The sequence below is a fragment of the uncultured Jannaschia sp. genome, assembly GCF_947494025.1.
GTDB lineage: Bacteria > Pseudomonadota > Alphaproteobacteria > Rhodobacterales > Rhodobacteraceae > Jannaschia.
This window is the reverse complement of record NZ_CANLTQ010000010.1, coordinates 33,646-54,574: the sequence shown is the minus strand read 5'-3', so window position 1 is coordinate 54,574 and position 20,929 is coordinate 33,646. Positions and strand designations below refer to the sequence as shown.

At 68.5% G+C, this 20,929-nt stretch carries 1 protein-coding gene; it reads right to left on the bottom strand.

The window, feature by feature from the left end; genetic code table 11:
* Nucleotides 1-735: 735 nt before the first annotated feature.
* Nucleotides 736-20,460 carry a cadherin-like domain-containing protein gene (locus Q1B08_RS12965; RefSeq protein ID WP_299819400.1) on the bottom strand — a complete coding sequence of 6,575 codons (19,725 nt, stop codon included), beginning with the start codon at nt 20,458-20,460 and terminating at the stop codon, nt 736-738.
* Between the last annotated feature and the right edge of the window lie 469 nt (nt 20,461-20,929).

The window sequence follows — 20,929 nt, the reverse complement described above, 5'->3', positions numbered from 1 at the left end:
AGGATGAAGATCGGCGCCGGATCCGGCCGGCGCTGAACGCTCCACCCCGGCCGCGCCTGGCGACGGCAGGCATCCGGGGATGCCGATTATCACGTGGCGCCTCCCGCTCGGCGTCGATCTCCATCCTCATGTAGCACTCCAGGCGCAGCCGCGGCTCTTCGCCTTGCCGCAACAGGTACGCCATCTGCGCCCGCACTCCGCAGGTCCGAGGCCCCGCCCCGTCGGATCGTCTTCACCACCGCCCACAGACGGCCCCGGCATCCCACCGCTCGCATGCCGAGCCCATCCGCGCCGGCGCGGCGTCCTGGTCGGTCGCCTCGACCCACGTCCCGCCCTGCATCCGGCGGCGTTTCCAATCGGGCGAAGCAGGGGCGTCGGGCCGTCCGATTTCAAATGTTCTACATTTGAATATATCCTGCCAACCGACCGTCGGCCCGACCCCTTCTGTTTTTTCCTCCGGGCACCAAGACACGCCGCACCGGGAAATCCCGACGGAGAGACGCCTCAAGAAAGCGAAGCAGTCGCGATGCCGCTCGATAGGCCCGGAGCGAACCGCACAGAGCGAAATCGATGGTCGATCAGGCGTCAGGCTGTCAGCCGTCCAAACCTTGTCCTCACCGAGTTCCTGAGAAATCCGCAGGAGGCTACAAGCGCCTTGGGAGAGGATCCGAGGGGAACCGTCGTATTCCGATCGACACGGGCGGCCCTCGGTCCGCCCGTGTCGTCCCCGCCCCGCTACGTCAGGAGATCGTACTCGATCACCAGGACCGGCGCCGCGCCGCCCTCGAAGGACTGGGCCTTCCTGACGCCGCTTTCGTCCTCGATGACGAAGGCGATGTCGTCGGACGTCCCGAGATCGTCCTGCCATTCGACCAGGAAGTCCTCGAGCATGTCGGAGAAGTCCGCGGTCCTGAACACCTCGCCCGCGCCCGGCACGTCGCCGTCCGACCACTCGACGAAGTCGAACCGGTCGCGATCCATCGGCGTGTTGCCGGAGGAGAAGGTGGCGGCCGAGATCGAGTCCTCCAGGGCGATCCTGGCCTCGACGGTTCCGCTGCTGCCCCCGTTCGAGCGCGCCGTGAACTCGATATAGGCATCGGTGATATCCACGCCCTCGAGGCTCTCGAGGTCGAGATCGGTGAACCTCAGCCCGATGTCGCGTCCGCCGTCGCCCAGCTCGAGATCGGTCTTGCCGAGATTGACGCTGCCGCCATTCGCGTTCTGGTCGGTATCGTCGCTGCCCGCGACGATCGCCCTGCGGAGGACGCCGTCCTCGCCGGTGCCCGGATCCACGGGATCGTCCGGCTCGCCCTCGACAAAGGCGGAGTCCGAGACGTTGACCCCCGGCGCCCCGCCCTTGAAGGCCTCCCAGTAGTCGATGTGGTAGCCTTGGCTGCGGCCGGCGATCTGGACGTGGTAGAGTCCCGCCTCCTCGATCTCGACCTGCAGGGACGGGTCGCCGGTCGATCCGTCGACCTTGTTGGCGAAGCCCCAGCTACCGTTGTTCGGCCCGCCGAAGATCTTGGCGAAGTCCCCCGAACCCTGATGCAGCGAGTTCCCGCTGTTCATGACCAGGTAATCGGTGAGCTCCCCGCCCGACCCCTCCTCGAAGAAGTTGAACAGAAGGTCGTTCTGCTGGTCGCTCGCCTCCTCGCCGTCGCGCGCCACGCGGAAGCGGAAGTTGTAGGTGCCGGTTTCCCCTTCGGGCACGTAGATCGTGTAGTCGAGGATCTCGCTCTCGATCACGCCGTTGATCGCCGTGCTCGAGGAGGAGCCGTAGAGGTAGTAGCCGTCGCCCTGGAAGCCCGCCTGATGGCCGTCCGCGTCCGGGGCGTCCTCGAAGTTCCACTTGCCGGCCGGATCGGACCCGCCATTGGCGTCCGCATCCTCGATCTGCACCTTGAAGCGCGCGTTCGAACCCGATCCGATGAGCTGGTAGTACCCGTCGGTTCCGGCTCCCGGCGTCCCGCCGCCGCCGCCGGCGACGGGCGTTCCGGTCGGGTTGGTGAGATAGACCCGGTCCACCGCCCCGAGGGGCGTGCCGTCGGAGGCCACGGCCGCGGCCGCGACCACCATCGGCGCCGTGTCGAAGCCGGAGGTGAAGGCGGTTCCGCCGAAGGACTGTCCGCCGGAATTCGGGCTGTCGTAGTCGAAGGCATCCGCCGCGACGGTGGCCGTGCCGTCGGCGCCGATCGTCACGTCCACGCTCTGGAAGTCGGCGGCGTTGCTTACCGGGAATTCCGGATGCGCCGCCGCGAGCCGGTCGTCGACCAGATCCGCCACACCGTTGTTGGTGTTGGTGACCGGATTGACCCCGCGGCTCAGGGTGACGCGGACCGCCTCGCCCGGCGTGCCGGTGACGACGATCTCCGGCACCGTGCCGCCGTAGGTTCCGGCCTCGTCGGAGGCGAACCCGTTGACGGTCAGGGCCACCTCCGCCCCGGTGCGGTTCTGCACCGCGGTGCCGACGCTGCCGGCCTGGCTGCCCTCGCCGCCGAGATAGCCCGTGGCATAGGTGCCGTCGTCGAACTTCACGGTGAAGGCCGAGCCGATGAGCTCCGCGCCCGACACGCCGCCGACATCCCAGCCGTTGACCGCGCCCGAGTCGACCCCGCTCGCGCCGTTCTTGTCGAGGCCGGCGATCGAGTTCGGGTCCATGTCGCCGGAGAAGCCGACCACTTCGCCCTTGTCGAAGCCGGCGCCGTCGAACTTCAGCAGCAGCCCGCGCCAGCCGCCCGAAGAGGCGAGGCCGGTGCCGGTGTCGTTCGCCAGCGGGTCCGCGCCCGGCAGGAAGTAGGTCTGGGCGTCATCGACCTCGAAGAAGGCCCCGGTGCCACCGGCGCCGCTGTTCACGCCGAACTCCTTGGCGGCGTTGTCGCCGCCCGAGCCGTCGTGGTCGACCACCGAGTCGCCGTAGAGGGCGTTGCGGAAGTCGAGGAACACGGCCGCGATCTGCTTGTCGCCGGTATTCTCGATCTGGAAGGAGTTCCCGCCGTAGTTCGAGGCGGTGACCGAGTTGTTGCCCTCCATGACGCGGAGCTCCGCGCTGCCGATCGCGCCCGCACCGTAGCTCGCACCGCTGTCGACGTCGTCGAGATCCTGCAAGATCGCGCGCGCCTCGGTCGGATCCGCCGGCGGATCGACCGGGTCGGGACTACCGTCGGCGAGCCGGACGCTCTCGACCCCGACGGTGAAGGCGTCGCCGCCGCCGTAATCGGTCGAGGTCACGCCGAAGGCCGGATCGATGTCGAGATCGCCCGCCATCCATTCCGCCATCGCCGAGCCGGCGAGCGGGGAGACCGTGCCGACGGTGCCGGTCGCCAGGCTGGTGCCGGTCTCGTCGAGAAGGTCGTAGAACCCCGTCAACGTGCCCGCGGACATGTCGGCCTGGACCGTGAGCTTCACCTGGGCGAAGTCGGTCGCGCCCACCCCGGCGGGATAGGGGATCTTCACGTCGCCGCTACCCGGGAAGCTGCCGCGTCCGGAAATCTCGAAGCCGTTGCCGGGATTGCCGGTGACGAGCTTGAAGAAGTCCCCGGCGGTGCCCCCCGAGGCGCCGTCGGCCCCCGTGAGCGAGATCAGCAGCCCGTATTGCGAGAAGGTCGCGAGCGCGCTGCCGCCATAGACCGGATTGTCGAAGACGCCCTCGAAGCTGAAGTCGTTGTCGACATCGGCGAGGAAGGTGAAGGCCTTCTGTCCGCTATGGGTGTCGGGATTGGCGGTCTGGAACTGCAGCCGCCCGCCCGTGACCAGGGCCCCGCCATTGGTGGCGTAGTCGAGCTCGGCCGAACCGTCCGCGGTCTGCGCCGCCCCGGTGAAGCCGGCCGCGAAGGGCGAGGTGCCGTCCGCGAAGGTGGTGAAGTCGATCACGACCTCGCCCACCGTTCCGAGAACGACGCCGGCATTGCCCGCGTCGTAGGCGGCCCGATCGTCGAGATTGGCGATGCCGTCGCCGTCGATGTCGCCGTCGGCGCTGTTGACGAGGCCGTCCCCGTCGAGATTGGCCGCGAGCTCCTTCGTGGCATCGTAGCCGGTCGGGGTTTCCCCGCCCGTGTCGCCGCCGTCGAACGCGATCGTCAGCGATCCGGACACGCCCGCATTGCCGTTCGGCTGCGCGGCGAGATCCGCGATCTCGCCGGCCTCGAGCGTGACCCCGATCTCGAGCGCCTCCGCCCAGCCGCCCGAGGGCGCCGCGATCTCGTATTGCGCCACGCCGCCGGAGAAGCCGGTAAAGGCGATCTCCGCCGCCGCCGGGAAGCCGCCCACGGTGAGCGTCAGATCCTCGGCCCCCAGCGTGGTCGCGTCGATGCCGCTCGCATCGCTCAGCGCGATGTCGACCAGGATCGGCGCTCCGGCCTCCGTCGGGTTGGTCAGCGTCATCACCGCCACCGGCGCCTCGGTATCCGGCGCGACGACGGTCCCGCCGCCGACGATCTCGATGGCGTTGACGATCGGGTTGTCGGCGAGATCCTTCAGGAACTCGAGGTTCAGGACCCCGTCCTCGACGGTGACCTCGTACTCCCGCACCTCGACGCTCATGGCGTCGCCGTCCGCGGCGGCGTCGATGTCGTCGAACGCCGCCGGGACAATCCCCTCGACCGACACGTCGAACGAGCGATCGCCGGGCGAGCCGTTCCCGCTGAACAGCTCGGCAAGATAGAGCCGCACCGTGTACTGGCCGTTGCCCGCCAGATCCGTGACCGGGATGTTGTAGGAGAACGGCTGGTCGCTCGACCGCGCGGTGTCGAGCACGGCTTCCGGCACGCCGGACGGGATCGCGGCGAGGTCGCCGCTGTAGCCCTGCGTGTCGCCCCGGTCCTGAACGACCTCGAGATACGGGCTGTTCGGGTTTCCGTTGCCGTCCGCGAGCCAGTTCGGACCGCCATCGGTCGCGGCCACCTCCGGGCCGAAGGCGTTGATCCGCAGCAGGACGGAGGGTTCGGTCGGCGTGTCCGCCTCCCCGACCTCGACGGTGAAGAGGACCGGGTTGGCGCTCTGCAGCGTGCCGTCGCTTGCGCGGACGGCGATCTGGTAGCTGCCTTCGGCGACGTCGTCCGCCACCTCGAGCAGGCTGCCGTTCAGCGCGATGCCGGCGGGCAGCGGAGTGCCGTCGGCGAGCGTCACGTCGAGCGCGACCTCGTCGCCGGCATCCGGGTCGGACAGGGTCAGCGTCGAGAGGTCGACGCTTCCCGCCGTGCCGGCATCGAGGCTCAGATCCCCGACCGCGCCCGCCACGACCGGCGCCTCGTTCACGCCCGAAACGCTGACCGCGATGCTGGAGGTCGTCTGCGCGGTGCCGTCGCTCGCCGACACGACGACGTCGTAGACGTTGTCGCCCCCGGCATCGCCCGGCGCCTCGAAGTCCGGCGCCGCGAGGAAGCTGAGCGCCCCGGTCTCGGCGTCGATGGCGAAGAGCGCGGCATCCGCCCCCCCGTCGATCGCGAAGCGCACGTCGCCCCCTTCGGGATCGGTCGCCTCGATCGTGCCGATCGCGGTGGCGTTCTCGTCCACCGTGAAGGCCGTGGGGCTCGTCACCTCCGGCGGCAGGTCGGCGGAGGCCGTCACCAGCTGCACGTTCGAGAACGTCCCCGTGGCCGTGCCGTCCGCATCGTCGTCGTTGATGAAGACGAGGTGGCCGAAGGTCTGTCCGGCCCATTCGTCGAGCGCGATCTCGAAGGTGACCGTTCCGTCGGCGAGCTCGTAGGTCCGGAAGTCCTGACGGGCGTAGTTGCTCCAGTTCTGGCTGCCGGCGAGCTGGAAGATCGCCTGCGTCGAGGTTTCGAAGCGGTTGTTGGTCTCGAGGCCGATCCCCATGATCTCGCCGATCTCGGAGGCCTGGAACTCGAAGCGGAGCACGTCGCCCGTTTCCACCGTATGACCGCCGGGCAGCGCCACCTTCTTCCAGGTGTTCCCCGAAAGCGTGAGCGAGGTCTCGGTCGCCGTGAAGGCCGTCGGGTCCTCGTCCTGGTTGGCGTAGGAGTTGATGTCGAGCGCGGTGAAGTCGATGCCGACGGGGCCCGAGGGCGTGTCCGTCCCCTCGACGGCGACGGTGACCGTGGCGGTCGCGGTGCCGCCGCGCGGATCGGAGACCGTGTAGTCGAACGACGCGGTCCCGGTGAAGCCCGCCTCGGGCACGAAGGCGATCTGGCCGTCCTCGTAGACGACGGTGCCGCCCGTGGCGTTGCCGACGCCGGTCAGCGTCAGGGCATCCCCGTCCGGATCGCCGTCATTGCCCAGGAGCTGGGCGGGCGTCAGGAAGAGCGGCGTGCCGGCCTCCGCCTCGAAGCTGTCGTCGACCGGTTCGGGATCGATATTGACCACGAGGTCCACGCTGGCCGTGCTGGTCCCGCCGAACGCGTCCTCGATCGTGTAGTCGAAGCTCGCATCGCCGGCATAGCCCGCCTCCGGGGTGAAGTAGATCAGCCCGTCCTCGAAGCGAACGCTTCCGCCCACGGCGTTGCCCACGGAGGCGATCGAGAGATCGTCGCCCTCGGGGTCGCTGTCGTTGCCCAGGAGCGTCGCCGGATCGATCACCGCCGTCTGGCCGCCCTCGACCGCGAGGCCCGTGTCGTCCACCGCCACCGGGGCGGCATTGGTCACGGACTTCTGCACGATCTGCACGTTCGAGAAGCTGCTCGTTGCCGCCGCCCTCGCGTCGTCGTCGTTCATGAAGACGAGTTGGGTGAAGGTCTGGCCGGCCCAGTCGCCCAGCGGGATCTCGATCGTGACCGCGCCGTCGGCGCTCTGGTATCCCGAATAGCCCTGCTCGGCATAGGCCGACCAGGTCTGCGAGCCGGCGAACTGGAACAGGACCTGGTTCGCCGTGGAGCGGTAGGAATTGTCGGAGTCGAGGCCGATGCCCATGATCTCGCCGATCCGTCCCGCCTCGAAGGTGAAGCGCAGGACGGTGTCGGCGCCGACCGTGAGCGGCTCCGCCAGGGCGAGTTTCTTCCAGGTGTTCCCGGACAGCTCGAGCGTCGCACCGCCATTCGTGACGGTGGCACCGTTCGCGGTGATGTCCTGATCGTCGTAGGACGAGAGCGCCCCCGCCTCGAACAGGATGTCGGTCACCCCGGCGCCCGGCTCCGCATCCGAGAGGACGTCCACCGCGACGCTGATCGTGGTTTCCGCGCCGAGCGCGTCGGCGATCGTGTAGTCGAAGCTCGCCGAGCCGACATAGCCGGTCTGGGGCTGGAAGCTGATCTGGCCCTCCTCGAAGGAAACGCTGCCGCCGACCGCGTTGGAGACGCCGACGAAGGTCAGGGCGTGGCCGTCGGCATCGCTGTCGTTGGCCGTGAGATCCGCGGGCAGCAGCGTCAGCACGTCGCCGGTCGTCACCTCGAAGCTTTCGGTCACGGCCTCCGGTGCGGTGTTGACCTCGATCGACACCGTCGCGGTCGCGCTGCCGCCACGGCCGTCGGTCAGGACGTAGTCGAAGCCCGCCTGCCCCGTGAAGCCCGCCTCGGGCACGAAGGAAACGACGCCGCCCGAAAGGGTCGCCGTGCCGCCGGAGGCACCGCCGACGCTGAGGATCGCCAGATCGTCGCCGTCGGCGTCGCTGTCGTTGCCGGTGAGGTCGGCCGCGGTGAGCGTCAGGGTCTCCCCGCCCGCGATCGCGAAGCTGTCATCCGCCGCGACCGGATCGGTGTTGACCTCCGTCCGGATGACGATCTCGACATTGGAGAAGGTCGCGTTGGCCCCGGCCACGTCGGCCCCGTCGGCGTCGCTGAAGACCACGAGGTGGTCGAAGGACCGCCCGGCGAGATCCGCCAGCGAGATCTCGTAGGTCTTCACCCCGTTGGAGACGTCGTAATCGTTGAAGTCCTGGACCGAATAGCGGTCCCAGCGATCCTGCCCACCGAGCTGGAACAGCGAGTCCGCGCTGCCGTTGAAGTCGTTGTCGTCGTCCAGACCGATGCCGATGATCTCGCCCTCGAAGCTCGAGGAAAGCTGGAAGCGCAGCACGGAATCCGCCGACACCGTGAAGCCCTCGGGCAGCGCCACCTTCTTCCAGGTGTTTCCGGTGAAGGCGATCGTCGCGCCGCCGTCCTGCACCTCGAAGCCGTTCGGGTCGCGGTCCTGATCGGCGTAGGAGCTGAGCGGTCCGGAGAAGTCGATGGCGACCACCGACGGATCGCTCGGCGTCTCGACCTCGACCGTGACCGTCGCGGTCGAGATGGCGCCGCCCGCGTCGGCCACGTCGTAGGTGAAGCTCGTCGTGCCGGCGAAGCCCGTGGCCGGGGTGAAGACCACGTCGTCGCCCGTCAGCGTGACGCTGCCCTCCGCGGCATCGGGCCCCGTGACCGCGACGATCGTCAGCGCTGTTCCTTCCGGATCGCTGTCGTTGGCCAGGAGATCGGCCGCGATGATCGTCAGCGGCGTATCCACCTCCACCGTCACCGTATCGTCTCCCGCCAGCGGCGCCAGGTTCGCGACTGCCTCGACGGTGACGGAAACGGTCGCGGTCGAGGTCGCGCCGCCCGCGTCGGCCACGTCGTAGGTGAAGCTCGTCGCGCCGACGAAGCCCGCGGCCGGGGTGAAGACCACGCCGTCGCCCGTCAGCGTGACGCTGCCTTCCGCGGCATCGGGCCCCGTGACCGCGACGATCGTGAGCGGATCGCCGTCGGGATCGCCGTCATTGGCCAGAAGCTCGGCCGCGATGATCGTCAGCGGCGTGTCCATTGTCGCCCGCACCGCGTCGTCGGCCGGCTCGGGGGGCCGGTTCTCCGCCGGCTCCGCGCCCACGATCCGCACGCCGGAGAAGACCGCGTTGGTCGAGGCGTTCCGGTCGTCATCCGCGAAGAAGAGCAGGTGGCTGAAGGTCTGGCCGATCCAGTCGTCGAGCGGGATCTCGAGCGTCACCGGGCCGTCGCCGGCCTCGTAATCGTTGAAGTCCTGCCGGCTGTACTGCCAGGCATCGCTGCCGCCCAGCTGGAAGAAGGGCTGGCCGTTCTGACGGTGGTTGTTGTCGGTCTCGAGCCCGATCCCGACGATCTCGCCCGTATCCGCGGAGGAGAAGTCGAAGGCGAGCGTCATGCCTTCCTCGACGGTCAGGGGCGCATCCAGAAGGAGGCGCTTCCAGGTGTTGCCATCGAGGGTCAGCGTGTCGCCACCGCCGGAGATCGTGGCACCGTCCGGCGTCTTGTCCTGATCGTCATAGGACGAGAGCGCGGCGGCCGCGAAGGTGATCGCGGTCTCCGCATCCGTCTCGGGCGCCAGCGTGAGCCTGAGGTCGCCGCCCTCGTCGGTGGCTCGGACCCTGGCCGGATCGATGTCGCCCTCCAGGGTGATCGTGTAATCGGCGACGTCGTCGCCGTCGTCGCTGATGCCGATGATGGCCGAGCCGCTTTCGCGGCTGACGATCTTCGCGCCGGCGCCGCCCTCGACGACGATCTGGTCGTCCTCGCCGAAATCCTCGAAGCTGTCGCCGTCCAGCGCCGCCCCGGCGCCGGTCACGGTATCGGACCCGCCCCCCAGCTTGACGCTGTGCCGGCCGGTCCCGGCAGTGACCACGTTGTCCCCGTCGTTCAGCGTGACGCTGGCATTGTCGGTGCCGTTGCCCGACAGGTCGAGGTTCTCGTAGCCCGGATCGCTCAGATCGAGCGCGCCCGCGCCGTCGAACACCACGGTGTCGACTTCGTCGGTCGGCGCCGGCGGCGTCGCCGGGTCGGTCACCTCGATCACCGACGCGATGTCGATCGTCACGGTCTGCGTGGCCGTGCCGCCCGCGCCGTCGGACACGGTGTAGTCGAAGGACGCAGCCCCCGTCGCATCCGTGGCCGGCGTGAAGGTGACCACGCCGCCCGCGAGCGCGACGGTCCCGTTCACGGCGTTGCCGACCGAGGCGACGCTCAGCGTGTCGCCATCGGCATCGGTGTCGCCGTCGAGCAGCGTCGCGACCTGGATCTCCAGCGGCTGGTTCCTGCGGGCCGCGAAGCTTTCGGCATCGGCGACCGGATCGGCGTTCTCCTCGTCGATCTCGCCGTCCTGATCGTTGTCCTTGCCGTCGTTGATCTCCGGCGCGCCCGGATAGATCGTGGCGTCGCCGTCATCGGCATCGCCCGCCACGTCGGAGGTGTCCGCGGGCGGCGTGTAGGCGGTGACGTTGGTCGCGGCGTCGTCCACGCCGTAGCCGTCCCCGTCGGCATCCAGGAACCAGGTATAGGGGCCGTCGATCCCGTCGACGACCAGCGTCGCGGTGTTCGCCGTGGATCCGCCCTGATTGTCGATCACGTCGTAGCTGACGGTGATCGTCGCGCTTTCCCCGAGGGCAAGTGCCGCGGCGAACTGCGCCGGGTCGATCGTCAGGACGGACTCCGCCTGGGCATGGGCCACGGCGTTTCCGAACGCGTCCTCCACCACGAGATTGGCCACTTCGAGCGTGCCGCCATCGCTGTCAGCCGCCCCCTGCAGGAGGTTGATCGCGACCGGCGTCGCATCCTCGACGACGCGGCCCGCATCGATCGGCGCCGTCGTCGGCGCGTCGTTGGCCGTGTCGGGGATCGTCACCGACAGGTCCGCGGAGGCGTCCGGGGTCGCGCCGACCTCGATGTCGTCCACGGTCACGGAAACGTCGAGCGTGCCGCCGGCGACCGTGTCGAGGGAGATCCCGGCGCGGAGATGCAGCTCGGGGCCGGTGACGGTCTCCACGATCTCGAACAGCGCCGCGTCCGTCCCGACGAGCGCGAGGTCGTTGGTACCGAGCGCGTCGTCGGTCACCACGATGTCGCCCACCTTGATGGAGGCGGTGGTGTCGGCATCCTCGGCGATCTCGCTCACGACGTTCTCGAGCGTGACGCCCGGCGCCTCGTTGACGTCGGCGACAGCGAGGGAGAAGTCGGCCGTCGCGTCGGGGCTCGTCCCGACTTCGGGATCGTCGACGGCGACCGTGACGTCGAGCTGCGCGAGCGTCTCGAAATCGAGCGATGTGCCCGCCGCGAGATGCAGCTCGGCACCCGTTTCGGTCTCCACGATCTCGAACAGCGCCGCGTCCGTCCCGGCGAGGCTCAGCGCGTTGCTGCCCAGACCGTCATCGCCTACCGCGATGTCGGCCACCTTGATGGAAGCGGTGGTATCCGCGTTCTCCGCGATCTCGGTGAGGACCGGCGCGAGGCTGACGGTCGGCACCTGGTTGGCGACCTCCGGCCCCTTGATCTCGAGATAGTCCCATTCGCCGGTGAAACGGTTGCCGGCAGCGCTGCCCCAGTCGGTGATCGAGACGCCGTAGGCGACGCCGCCGGTGCCCCCGGTCAGCGGGTTGTTGCCCTCCAGCGCGGCGGCGAGCGATCCGGTGATCTCGCGCGGATCCATGGTGATCGTGGCGAGCTCGCCGTCGGACGCGTCGAGGAACACGGCCGTGCCGGTGAGGGTCGGGGTCGCGCCGGACTTGTCGACATCGATGCGGAACACGACCGAGGCCACGGTGGCCGGATCCACCGGCGGCGTGTGGTCCTGAACCAGGATGTTGGTCTCCTTGATGCCGGTCAGGCTGTTCTCCTGCGCGAGCTGCAGGCGCGGCGTTGCGCCAAAGCCGCCATAGACGAACTTCACGTAATCGTCGGTACCGCCGGCCCCGAGCGTGATGCCGAAGGAGGCGTACTGGCCGGGCGCGGTGCCGAGCCAGCCGCCCTGGATCCGGCCTTCGACGGTGAAGCTGTCGACGCCGGACACATCGGCCGCGGATTGGTAATTGTCCTTGATCGTGTTGTCGGCGCCGGTTCCGGTGCCGTAGACGTCGGTCTCGCTCGACTCGATCTTGAGCGCGCCGCCCTCGATGAGGCTCTTGGCCTCCGTGGTGCGGTCGCCGTAGGGATCGGTTTCCGACGCGCCCGCCGGATCGAAGCCCGGATTGGCCAGCACGCCGGTGAAGCCCGCCTCGGGGCCGAAAAGATCGGTCGTGTCGGTGTCGAAGTCCTGACGGAACGACACGTTCGGCCCCAGCACTTTCGCCATGCCGTTCGCACCGTCATAGGCGAACGGGTCGTCGGTGTTGCCGATGCCGTCGCCGTCGATATCGTCCGGATCCGTGCCGTCATCCTCGAGCACGGTGCCGCTTGCCGTGGCGACGCCGAGCGTCACGGGCGTCGGCGCGGCGGACAGGTCCGTGGCGCCGGTCAGCGTGATCGCGACCGTATCGTCGCCGTCATCCGTCTCGTCGTCCGTGACCGCCACCTGCAGGATTCCGGCGCCGTCCGCGAAGGTCACGATCTGGGTCAGGCCCGTGGCATCCGCGGTGTCGTAGCGCACCTCCACATCGCCGGAGAACGCCGTGTCGAGGCTCAGCGCGAAGTCGAGCGTCGCGCCCTCGGCCTCCGTCACCGGATCGGCATCGGCGATCGCGAGCGTCAGCTCGGAGACCGGCGCGCTCTCGACCACCGCGCGCAGCGTCACGCTGGTCGGGGCGCCGCCCTGGTTCAGCCAGAGCGTGTAGGTCCCCGCCGGCAAGGTGCCATCGAAGCCCTGATAGGACGCGGGCTGACGCGGGTCGCCGCTTTCCCCGCTCGCCAGAAGCGGCAGCAGGTCGTTGCCCAGAAGCCCGTCGCCGTAGACGAGGCCGGTCAGCAGATCGCCCCCGCCGGCATCGGGCTGGCCGGTCGCCGGATCGACGGTGACCGCCGTCCCCTCCTGCAGGCCCATGAAGGCCTGGCGCGTGTCCTCCGTGGTGGCGTAGCCGTCGAGGAACAGCGCGCTCAACACCGTGCCCTCCGGCACCTCGAAGGTGATGTAGTCGCGGTCGCGGCCGCCCGCCGCGTCGTCGCCCTGCTGCGTGGCGTAGAGGAGGTTCTCGCCGGTCTGCATGGTGCCGATGTCGCTGGGCGCCAGACGGTCGTCGGAATAATCGCCCGCCACGACCGGGTCGGCGCCACCGGCGCCGTCGAGATCGTGGCTGTCGGCCGGGTCGTCCTCGAGGATCGTGGCGCTGGCCGTGCTTGCGGCGGGATCGACGCTGTATCCGGCGGTCGGGACCGAGGCGATCTCGACCGAGACGGACTCCACCCCGTTCCAGCGCGCGTCGCGCGGAACTGCGACCTCGAAGCTTGCCACGCCGTCCGCGAAGCTCAGCGTTTCGACCGAGGCGACCCCGTCGACCGACAACTCCACCTCCACATCGCCCGATACCGTGGCGTCGCTCAGCGAGACCTGGAAGGCGAGGGTCTGGTCGCCGGCATCGCCGTCCTCGACCACCTCGCCCGGACCGGCGATCGAGACGAGGATGTCGGAGGAGATCGCGACCGCCTCGACGATCTCGATGCCGTTCACCTTGGGATTCTCGATCGCGGTCGGCTCCTCGTGCAGGAAGCTGAGCGCGAGATCGGTGTCGCCCTCGCCCTGCGTCACCAGGAAGGTGCGCTTGCGGGCGACGCCCAGCGTGCTGTCGCCCTCGGCATAGGGGTTGATGTCCGCGAATTCCGTTGGAACGGTCCCGTTGACGGCGACGTCGAACTGGCGCGGCCCTTTCGTCGTGATGCCGTTCCAGTTCTCGGTGTAGTAGACGGTGACGTAGTAGGATTTCCCGCCCTCGACCGGGAAGGTGTATTCCAGCGGCGTCCCGTTGGCGTTGTTGTCGCCGCGCTCGTGGAAGAAGATGGCCTCCGGCGTCATGGATCCGTCGACATTGGAATTCGGGTTCTCGCCCGCGACGAGGATCTCCGCCGCGCTGTCCGTGGCGGTCCCGCTATAAGTGTCGTTGCCGTCGATCGAGGTGATGTAGCCGCTCGGCGCGGCTTCGGTGTCGGCTTCCCAAGCGGGTCCGCCGTCGAGCGCGGCGACGGTGCCGCCGCCGGCGTTGACGCGGTAAAGGACAGTGCCGGGTTCGAATTCGTTCACAGGTTCTTCCTCGAAGAGCAATGTCGCGCCGGCCGCCTCGCCGCCGGCATTGTTGTTCGGCGCCGTGGCGAGGTCGGTTACCGCCCCGCCGGTCACCGTTGCGGTGTAGTCGCCTTCGGCCCAGCCGCCGGCCGGGGCCGCGAAGGTGTAGGTCGCGGTGTTCGTGTCGGCATCGAAGCTCGCCGAGGCCGAAGCCGCCGCGCTCGGGCCGTCGAGGGCCACGTCGGTGGCGTCGATGGAGGCCGGGTCGACATCCGACGCGTCGGCATAGACCACCGTCGCCACGATCGGGTCGGAGCCCGAGTCCGGCAGGGCCAGGTCGATCGTCGCCGTCGGACCCGCGGTATCGACCGCCGGCTCTTCGGAATGTTGCGGCGAGGAAACTTTCAGGAAGTCCCAGCTCGCCGCGAAGCTTCCGAAGCCGGTGCCGAAATCCGTCGAGGTGACCCCGACATCGACCGCGCCCGCCTCGATCGCGGCCAGCACCGTCGCCGGGACCGGCTGCGGGGCGGCGGTGGCGAAGCCCGGCGTCGCTTCGGGACGGACCCCGCCCAGGACCCCGCCCGCATCGTCGTAGAAGGTCACGATCTGCGCGATCTCGCCCGACGGCTTGTCGATGCGCAGCGACAGCTCCACCGTGGCGATGTCGAACAGGCCGAAGGCCGTGCCGCCATTCGCGACGGCGGCGTCCGACATGACGTCGAGTAGGGACTTCTGGTCGATGGAGGTCTGCGACCACATCTGCGCGCCGTTGCCGCCACCGCCGCCGAAGATCAGCTTGACGAAGTTGTCGGGCGCCTGCGCGTTGGCGCCGGGGATCGCGAGGATGATGCCCTGCTGGGCGTAGTTCGGCACGACCGCGCCCGCGACGCCCTGCGCGGCGAGCACTTCGGGCGTGAACGGGTTGCTGAACTGCGTGGTCACATAGACCTCGTCGAGCGACGCGTCCGACAGGTCGATCTCGCGCACGAAGTCGTTCTTGCTGGCCACCGGATCCCCGGAGGACAGGTCGCCGTTCGACGTGTTGACGACGAGCTTGCCGCCCGCGACCTCGGTCACGACCGAGCCGTCGAGCGCGCCGGCCCCGCCGACCACGTCGTCGAACCCGCCCTCGGCGAGCGGCGTGCCCGCCGTCTCGAAGTCGAGCTCCAGCAGCGTGCCGCCGGCCGGAACCTGCAGGCTGGCGTCGCTCGGGTCGATCGTGACGGTGGCCGCGGCGTCCGCGATCACCGCGTCGCCCGACGCGTTCGAGACGCCGGTGATCGACACCGCGAAGGATTCCGCCGCCTCCTCGGCGTCGTCGTCCACGATCGGGATCATGACGGTCGCCGACCTCGCCCCCGCGGGAATGGTGATCTGGTCCGCCGGCACGGGGTCGCCGTAATCCTCCGTCGAGGCGCTGCCCGGCGTCAGGATGTAGTCGATCGTCACGTCCTCGCTGTCGTCGCCGATGCGGGAGAAGGTGACCGCGACGGCGTCGCCCTCGGCGGCACGCGCATCCACGACCGAAACGGTCGGCGGCAGGTCGGCGGGCACCGCGTCGTAGACGACGATCGCGTTCCATCCGGGCTCGCCCGTGTCGTCATCGACATCGATGACGATCTGGCCGTCGGTGACGGTCACGGTCTTGGTGATCATCGTCGGCGTGTCGGCGCCGCCCGCTTCGGTGAAGGCGTCGAAGTTCAGCTCCCACGTCTCGCCGTTGATCGTGTAGTCGCCCTGCCGGTTGCCGCCGGACGTGTGGTAGAGTTCCGCGAACCAGAGCTCGACCACATAGGTGCCGTTCTCGATCGGATAGGTCGCGGTGAAGGACTTGTTGCCCGAGTCGCGATAGGTGTGCAGCGCCGATCCGTCGAGCGCCGGGTTCGACCCGGTCCCGCCGAGCAGGCCGTCGATGTTGCTGCCGGTCTTCGAGTTCGGGCTGTAATAGGACGGGTCGTCGGCCTCGAGGTCGATGCCGAGGATCGTGTCGTTCGTGATCGCGCCGCCATAGGTGTTGTCGTCATCGCCATCGAGCGCGGCGGTGCCGTTCGTCGTCGGGCCCACGTTGATCGCCAGCGCCACCTCGCCCCGGATCAGGGAATCGAGGTTCGGTTCGAGGATGAAGGCCCCCGAGGCCGCGCCGGTGGCGTTGCCGGCCGCGTCCCTGTAGGCGCCGCCGGCGATGCCGATCTGGCCCTCGCCCGTGGCCCAGGCATTGCCCTCGGCGGTCAGCGTGTATTGCAGCGTGGCGGTCTTGCCCCCGGCCGACAACGTCACCTGCGGCGCCGAGACGGTGTCCGGCACGATCCCGGAGAAGACGAGCTCGGAGCCGTCGAGATCGCCGAAATCCGCGGTGGCGAACCCGGTCTCGTCGCTCAGGATCACAGTCGCGATACGCTCCCCGTCCTGGACGCTCTGCGGGTTGTCGACCTCGATGGAGACGATCTGCGGCGCGGTCCCGTCGGCGGGCGGCGTGACCTCGCCGCCGACCTTGTAGAGCGCGAGCCCGGACAGCTTCGGTTGGTCGACACCGCCGGCGCCGGCCCGTGCATCGAAGTCGATGGTGAAGGCGCCGTCGGTCACCTCCACGAGGAAGCTGATCTTCACCTCCTTGAGCGGCTGGCCGCCCGACGCCTCCCAGAGGTCGAAATCGTCGGCCACGGTCTCGCCCTCGGCCACGATGTCCCAGACGCGGTCGCCCTTGTCGAAGGAGCTCGATCCGCTGACGCCGTGGTAGATCTCGGCCATGTAGAGGTCGACGCGGTAGGTGCCGTCCTCGGGCACCGGGATCTGGTAGCCGTAATAATCCTCGTTCGAGGACCGCTCGACCCAGTGCAGCTCGTCGAGCGCGTCGGCGCCGAAATCCGCGACCTGCGTCTGGCTCAGCGTGCCCTGGAAGATCTTCGACCCGCCGCCGCCGCCGGAGCCCGAGGTGACGTAGTTCGCCGCATCCGTCGGGTCTCCCGCGATCTCGACCGCCGCATCGGAATCGAAGGTGATGGTGCGCACGGCGTCGGGATCGCCTTCCTCCACGGGCTTGCCGTCGGCGTCGAAATGATAGGTGTAGGACGAAGTCCCGGTGGCGATCGCCTTGATCAGGGTTTCGCTCGGGGTGAGCGAGATCTCGAGGCCGTCATCGGTCTGCCGGAACCGGAAGACGGAGTCCCCCTCCGCGGGATCGAACTCCGCGAAATCGGGGCCGGAGAAGGTGATCTGCGCGCCGTTGACTGTCAGGATGGCCGAGCCCGCGGCGTAGGTGACGCCCGAAACCGCGTCCATCGTCGCGTCGGTCAGGACGACCCGGTCGGCTCCGGTGAAGTCGGTGATCTCGGTGCCGCCGAGGCCGGCGCTGGTGCCCAGAACGGCATCCTTCCCCTCGCCCGTCGTGATGGTGTTCTGCCCCGTGCCGACGACGATCCTGTTGTCGAGCGCGTTGCCGGTGATGGCGACGTCCCCGGTGGTGCCCGAGGCGTCGATGTTCTCGACGGCGGAGGCGAGCGTCACCGGCGCGGCGTCGCTGCCCGTCAGGACCACGGTATCCGTGCCCGAGGTTCCCTGGACGGCGTTGGCCGCCGCGGAGCTGCCGGCCTCGAATTCGTGTCCGAAGCCCTCGATCTCGATGTTGTGAAAATCGATCGCCTGCAGCGGGTTGCCGTCGCTCGTTTCGGCGACGACGCCGATCGCGGCGCCGGAGGACAATGTCGTGTCGCCGTCGCCGATCATGTGCGCTCCGGTCAGGACGTCCTGCAGGACGCCCGCCGGCAGCGTGAAGTCGCCGAGACCGATCTCGGTGAACGGGGTCTGCCCCAGCGTGTCGTCCTCGCCCAGGCGATAGAAGGCCCGCACCGCGTAGCCGTCGTCGATGTCGATCTCCAGACGCAGGTCGATCAGGCCGAGATCCGAGGCGGCGAGTCCGGGGACGGCGACCTTCGCGAGCGTCGCGTAGTTCTGGTCGCCCAGCTCGTAGCCGACCTCGAGGCCGGGCTGGCCGTCGACCTCGCCGAAGACGAGGCGCAGGAAGTTCGACTGCGTGCCGTCCCCGTAGACCATGCCGACGAGCTGGCCGTCCGCGACCGCCTGCCCGGCGACCCAGTTCTTCACCGTCACCGTGGCGACGACGCGGCCCACGTCCTCGGCCGGGCGGAACCCGGTATGGAGCGCGTCGCGGGCGGTGTTGCCCTGCCCCACCATCGTGCCCGGCACGACCTCCTTGATCTGCAGGATGGGTGCGTTGCCGCCCGGGATGACGTTGCCCGCGATGTCGTAGAGCCCGTCGGCCTGCTCGCCGGAGGCGAGAAGATCGCCCGAATTGTCGAGATAGGTGCCGGTCCGCGCGTCCTGGTTGGCGGTGGCGCCCACCTCCTGGAGGTTGTCGGTGCCGGCGCCCCCCGCGAGCGGGCCGGCCAGCGATCCCGGCCCGTCAAGGGCCGCGCCCAGAAGGCCGGTATTGCCCGCGAGCGTGCCGTTGAACTCGGTCGATTGCGGATCGAAGTCGAGCACGATCTTCTGGCCGGCCGCGAGCGCCATGCCGTTCTCGGCGCTGTACTCGAACGGGTCGTTGTACTTGTCGACGCCGTCGAGATCCCAGTCGTCGGGATCGACGATCTCCGAGCCGGCGAGCGGGACCTTGCCGTTGGCGGGTTGCAGGATCTCGATATGGACGGTGTAGCCGCCCTGGTTGTTCTGGCCGTAGACGGCCGACCAGACCGAGCCCTGGAACGGCTGGCTCAGGCCGCGCTCCGCGAAGTCGTCGCCGAGCGTGGCGAGGCCGAGCGGCTGGCCCGCGCCCTGGAACACCGCGCGGTCCGCGGCCGTGGCGTTGGTGCCGCCGGTGCTCGACATCGAGCCGTCGGCGTTGCGGCCCATGATGATCAGGTCGCCGCCGTTGTAGACGCTGGCGATGACCGCGCCGGACATCTTGACGCCGCCCTCGTCCATGATGGTCGAGGTGTACTCGGCGAGACCGTTGATGGAGCCCTTGCCGCTGTCGAGCGCGCCGTCGGTCCGGCCTGCCTCCCGGTAGTCGCCCTCGACGGGGTTCACCCAGTCGACGATGTCGGCGATGTCGGCGGGCAGGCCCGCCTGGCCGAGCAGCGTGCCGCCCGCGGGGGCCGCGCCGCCCGACGGCACCGCCATGCCGGAGCCGTCCGTGAAGGAATAGATGTCGTATTCGACGCCCGGCTCGACGGCGAGGACCTTCTTCGTCAGGTCGCCGGTGCCGACCGCCCCCGAATTCGCCTCGACCTCGGTCATCCAGGCCGTCACCTGAGCGTGGTCGTCGCTGCCCTCGCCATAGCTCGACTGGTTCGAGACCAGCAGATAGGCGTCGTCCGTGCCGCCCTTGGGCGAGAACAGCAGGCCCGCCTTCGCGCCCTCGGCCCGGGTCGGGTTCGGGTGGCCGCCATAAACGTAGGTCAGGCCGTCGGGGCCCGTATAGGTGGCGACCGGACCGTTGCCGCCCACCGACAGGGCGCCGCCGTCGAGGTCGTCCGACCGGGTGATCTCGTGGAAATTGTCGTTGTTCGACGGGTTCCAGTTGCCGTGCGCGTTGATGTCGTCGCTGGAATTGCCGTCGCCGTTGTTGAGGTTCGTGGCGATGTAGTCGCCGTCCTGCGCGAAGTCGGTCGTGCCGTCGTTATCGCCGGCTTCCCCGACCGGGCGCCCGCCCCAGCTGTTGTTGGCGCCGTTGTCGTAGGTCCAGACGCGCCCGTCCTCGGTCACCTCGACATCGTAGGCGTTGCGGTAGCCGGGCGAGTAGATCGACACCAGCCCGTCATAGTCGAGCCTGGCGCTGTTCAGGCCGTCATTGCCGCCGTTCGGGTCGTTGTTGTCCGCAGCCCCGCTGCGGGTCGGGTCGTCGAGCGTGGGAAGATCGAGGACAAAGGCACGCCCGTCCGCGTCGGTCGAGACGCCGAGCGCCCGGAGGCCGGTCACGTCGACCTCGAGGATCGCGGCGGAAAGCGGCTGCTCCTGCTGGCCGGCGAAGTTGTTCGACGGCGCGCCGGTATTGGCGTTTCCGCCCGACGCCACGATGGCACGCTCGGAGACGAGCTTGCCCTGCGCGTCGAGCTCCTGAACGACCTCGAGGCCGTTGGTCGCGTGGTTCTCCTCCGACCGGGGGAGACCGCGGACGATATCGACCTGGTCCCAGCTGTCGGACCCGGTCTGCTCGAGCATGGTGATCACGCCGGAATTGGTGTCGAGGCCTGCGTCGTTGCCGCTGCCGCCCGCGCCGATCCGCTTGTCGCTGGAGGTGACGTACATCGTCACGGCGGGCGTGTTGCCGCTCGCCTCGGTCGTCAGGTTGCCGGACGCGTCGACGAAGAGCTGGTTTCCGTCGGCGTCGTATTGCCGGGTGACGTCGATGCCGGTGACCTGCCGGCTCGAGTTGCTGTTCTCGGTGCCGTCGTCGTTGTGGTTCTGTATGTCGAGCGAGAGCGTTTCGGCCGCGTCGACGAAGAAGGACACGCTGTTGTCGTCGTCGCTCGGATCGGGGTCCCCGAACTTCACCGTTAGAACGTTGATCTGCCCGCCATTCTCGGTGACGTACAACCGTCCGTCCGGGCCCCATACGAGCGCCGTGGGCTGGGTCAGGGAGACCTTGCCGTTGAGATCGAGAGCGCTGGACGCGAAATTGTTGGAAACAGGCATTTGAAGTTCTCCGGCAAAATATCGGCCGAGAGTTTCAAAGCGTCACGATACATGATTTCCCCGAAATCACCTTCGGGAAACTTTCAGATGAAACGACCTAGTTCCGTGTTCACCACGTTAAATTTACGTATCAAATAACAACTTATTAACTCTGCAATCCGTCCCTCATTCGTGCTCCGAAAGAGCATACGAGTGGCACGCTATAAACTGGGTCGAAGCTTCGCAACAAGAAATTAAGAGAAGTTAACCTTTGGTAATCCGTCCGGTTCCAACAGTGACTTAACGTCATTCAGAATATTGTTCGAGAGCACGCTTACCCGGCATCTCGAGACGACGTTATTTTATTTTGGAGAACCGGAATGCTCTGATACCCGGCAACCGGATTGACTCCGCCAGGCAAGCTTTCGCACGCTTACGTTGAATTGGATCGCGTAAAGACAACAGGTTTTTCCCACCCTGTCGGCAGGTC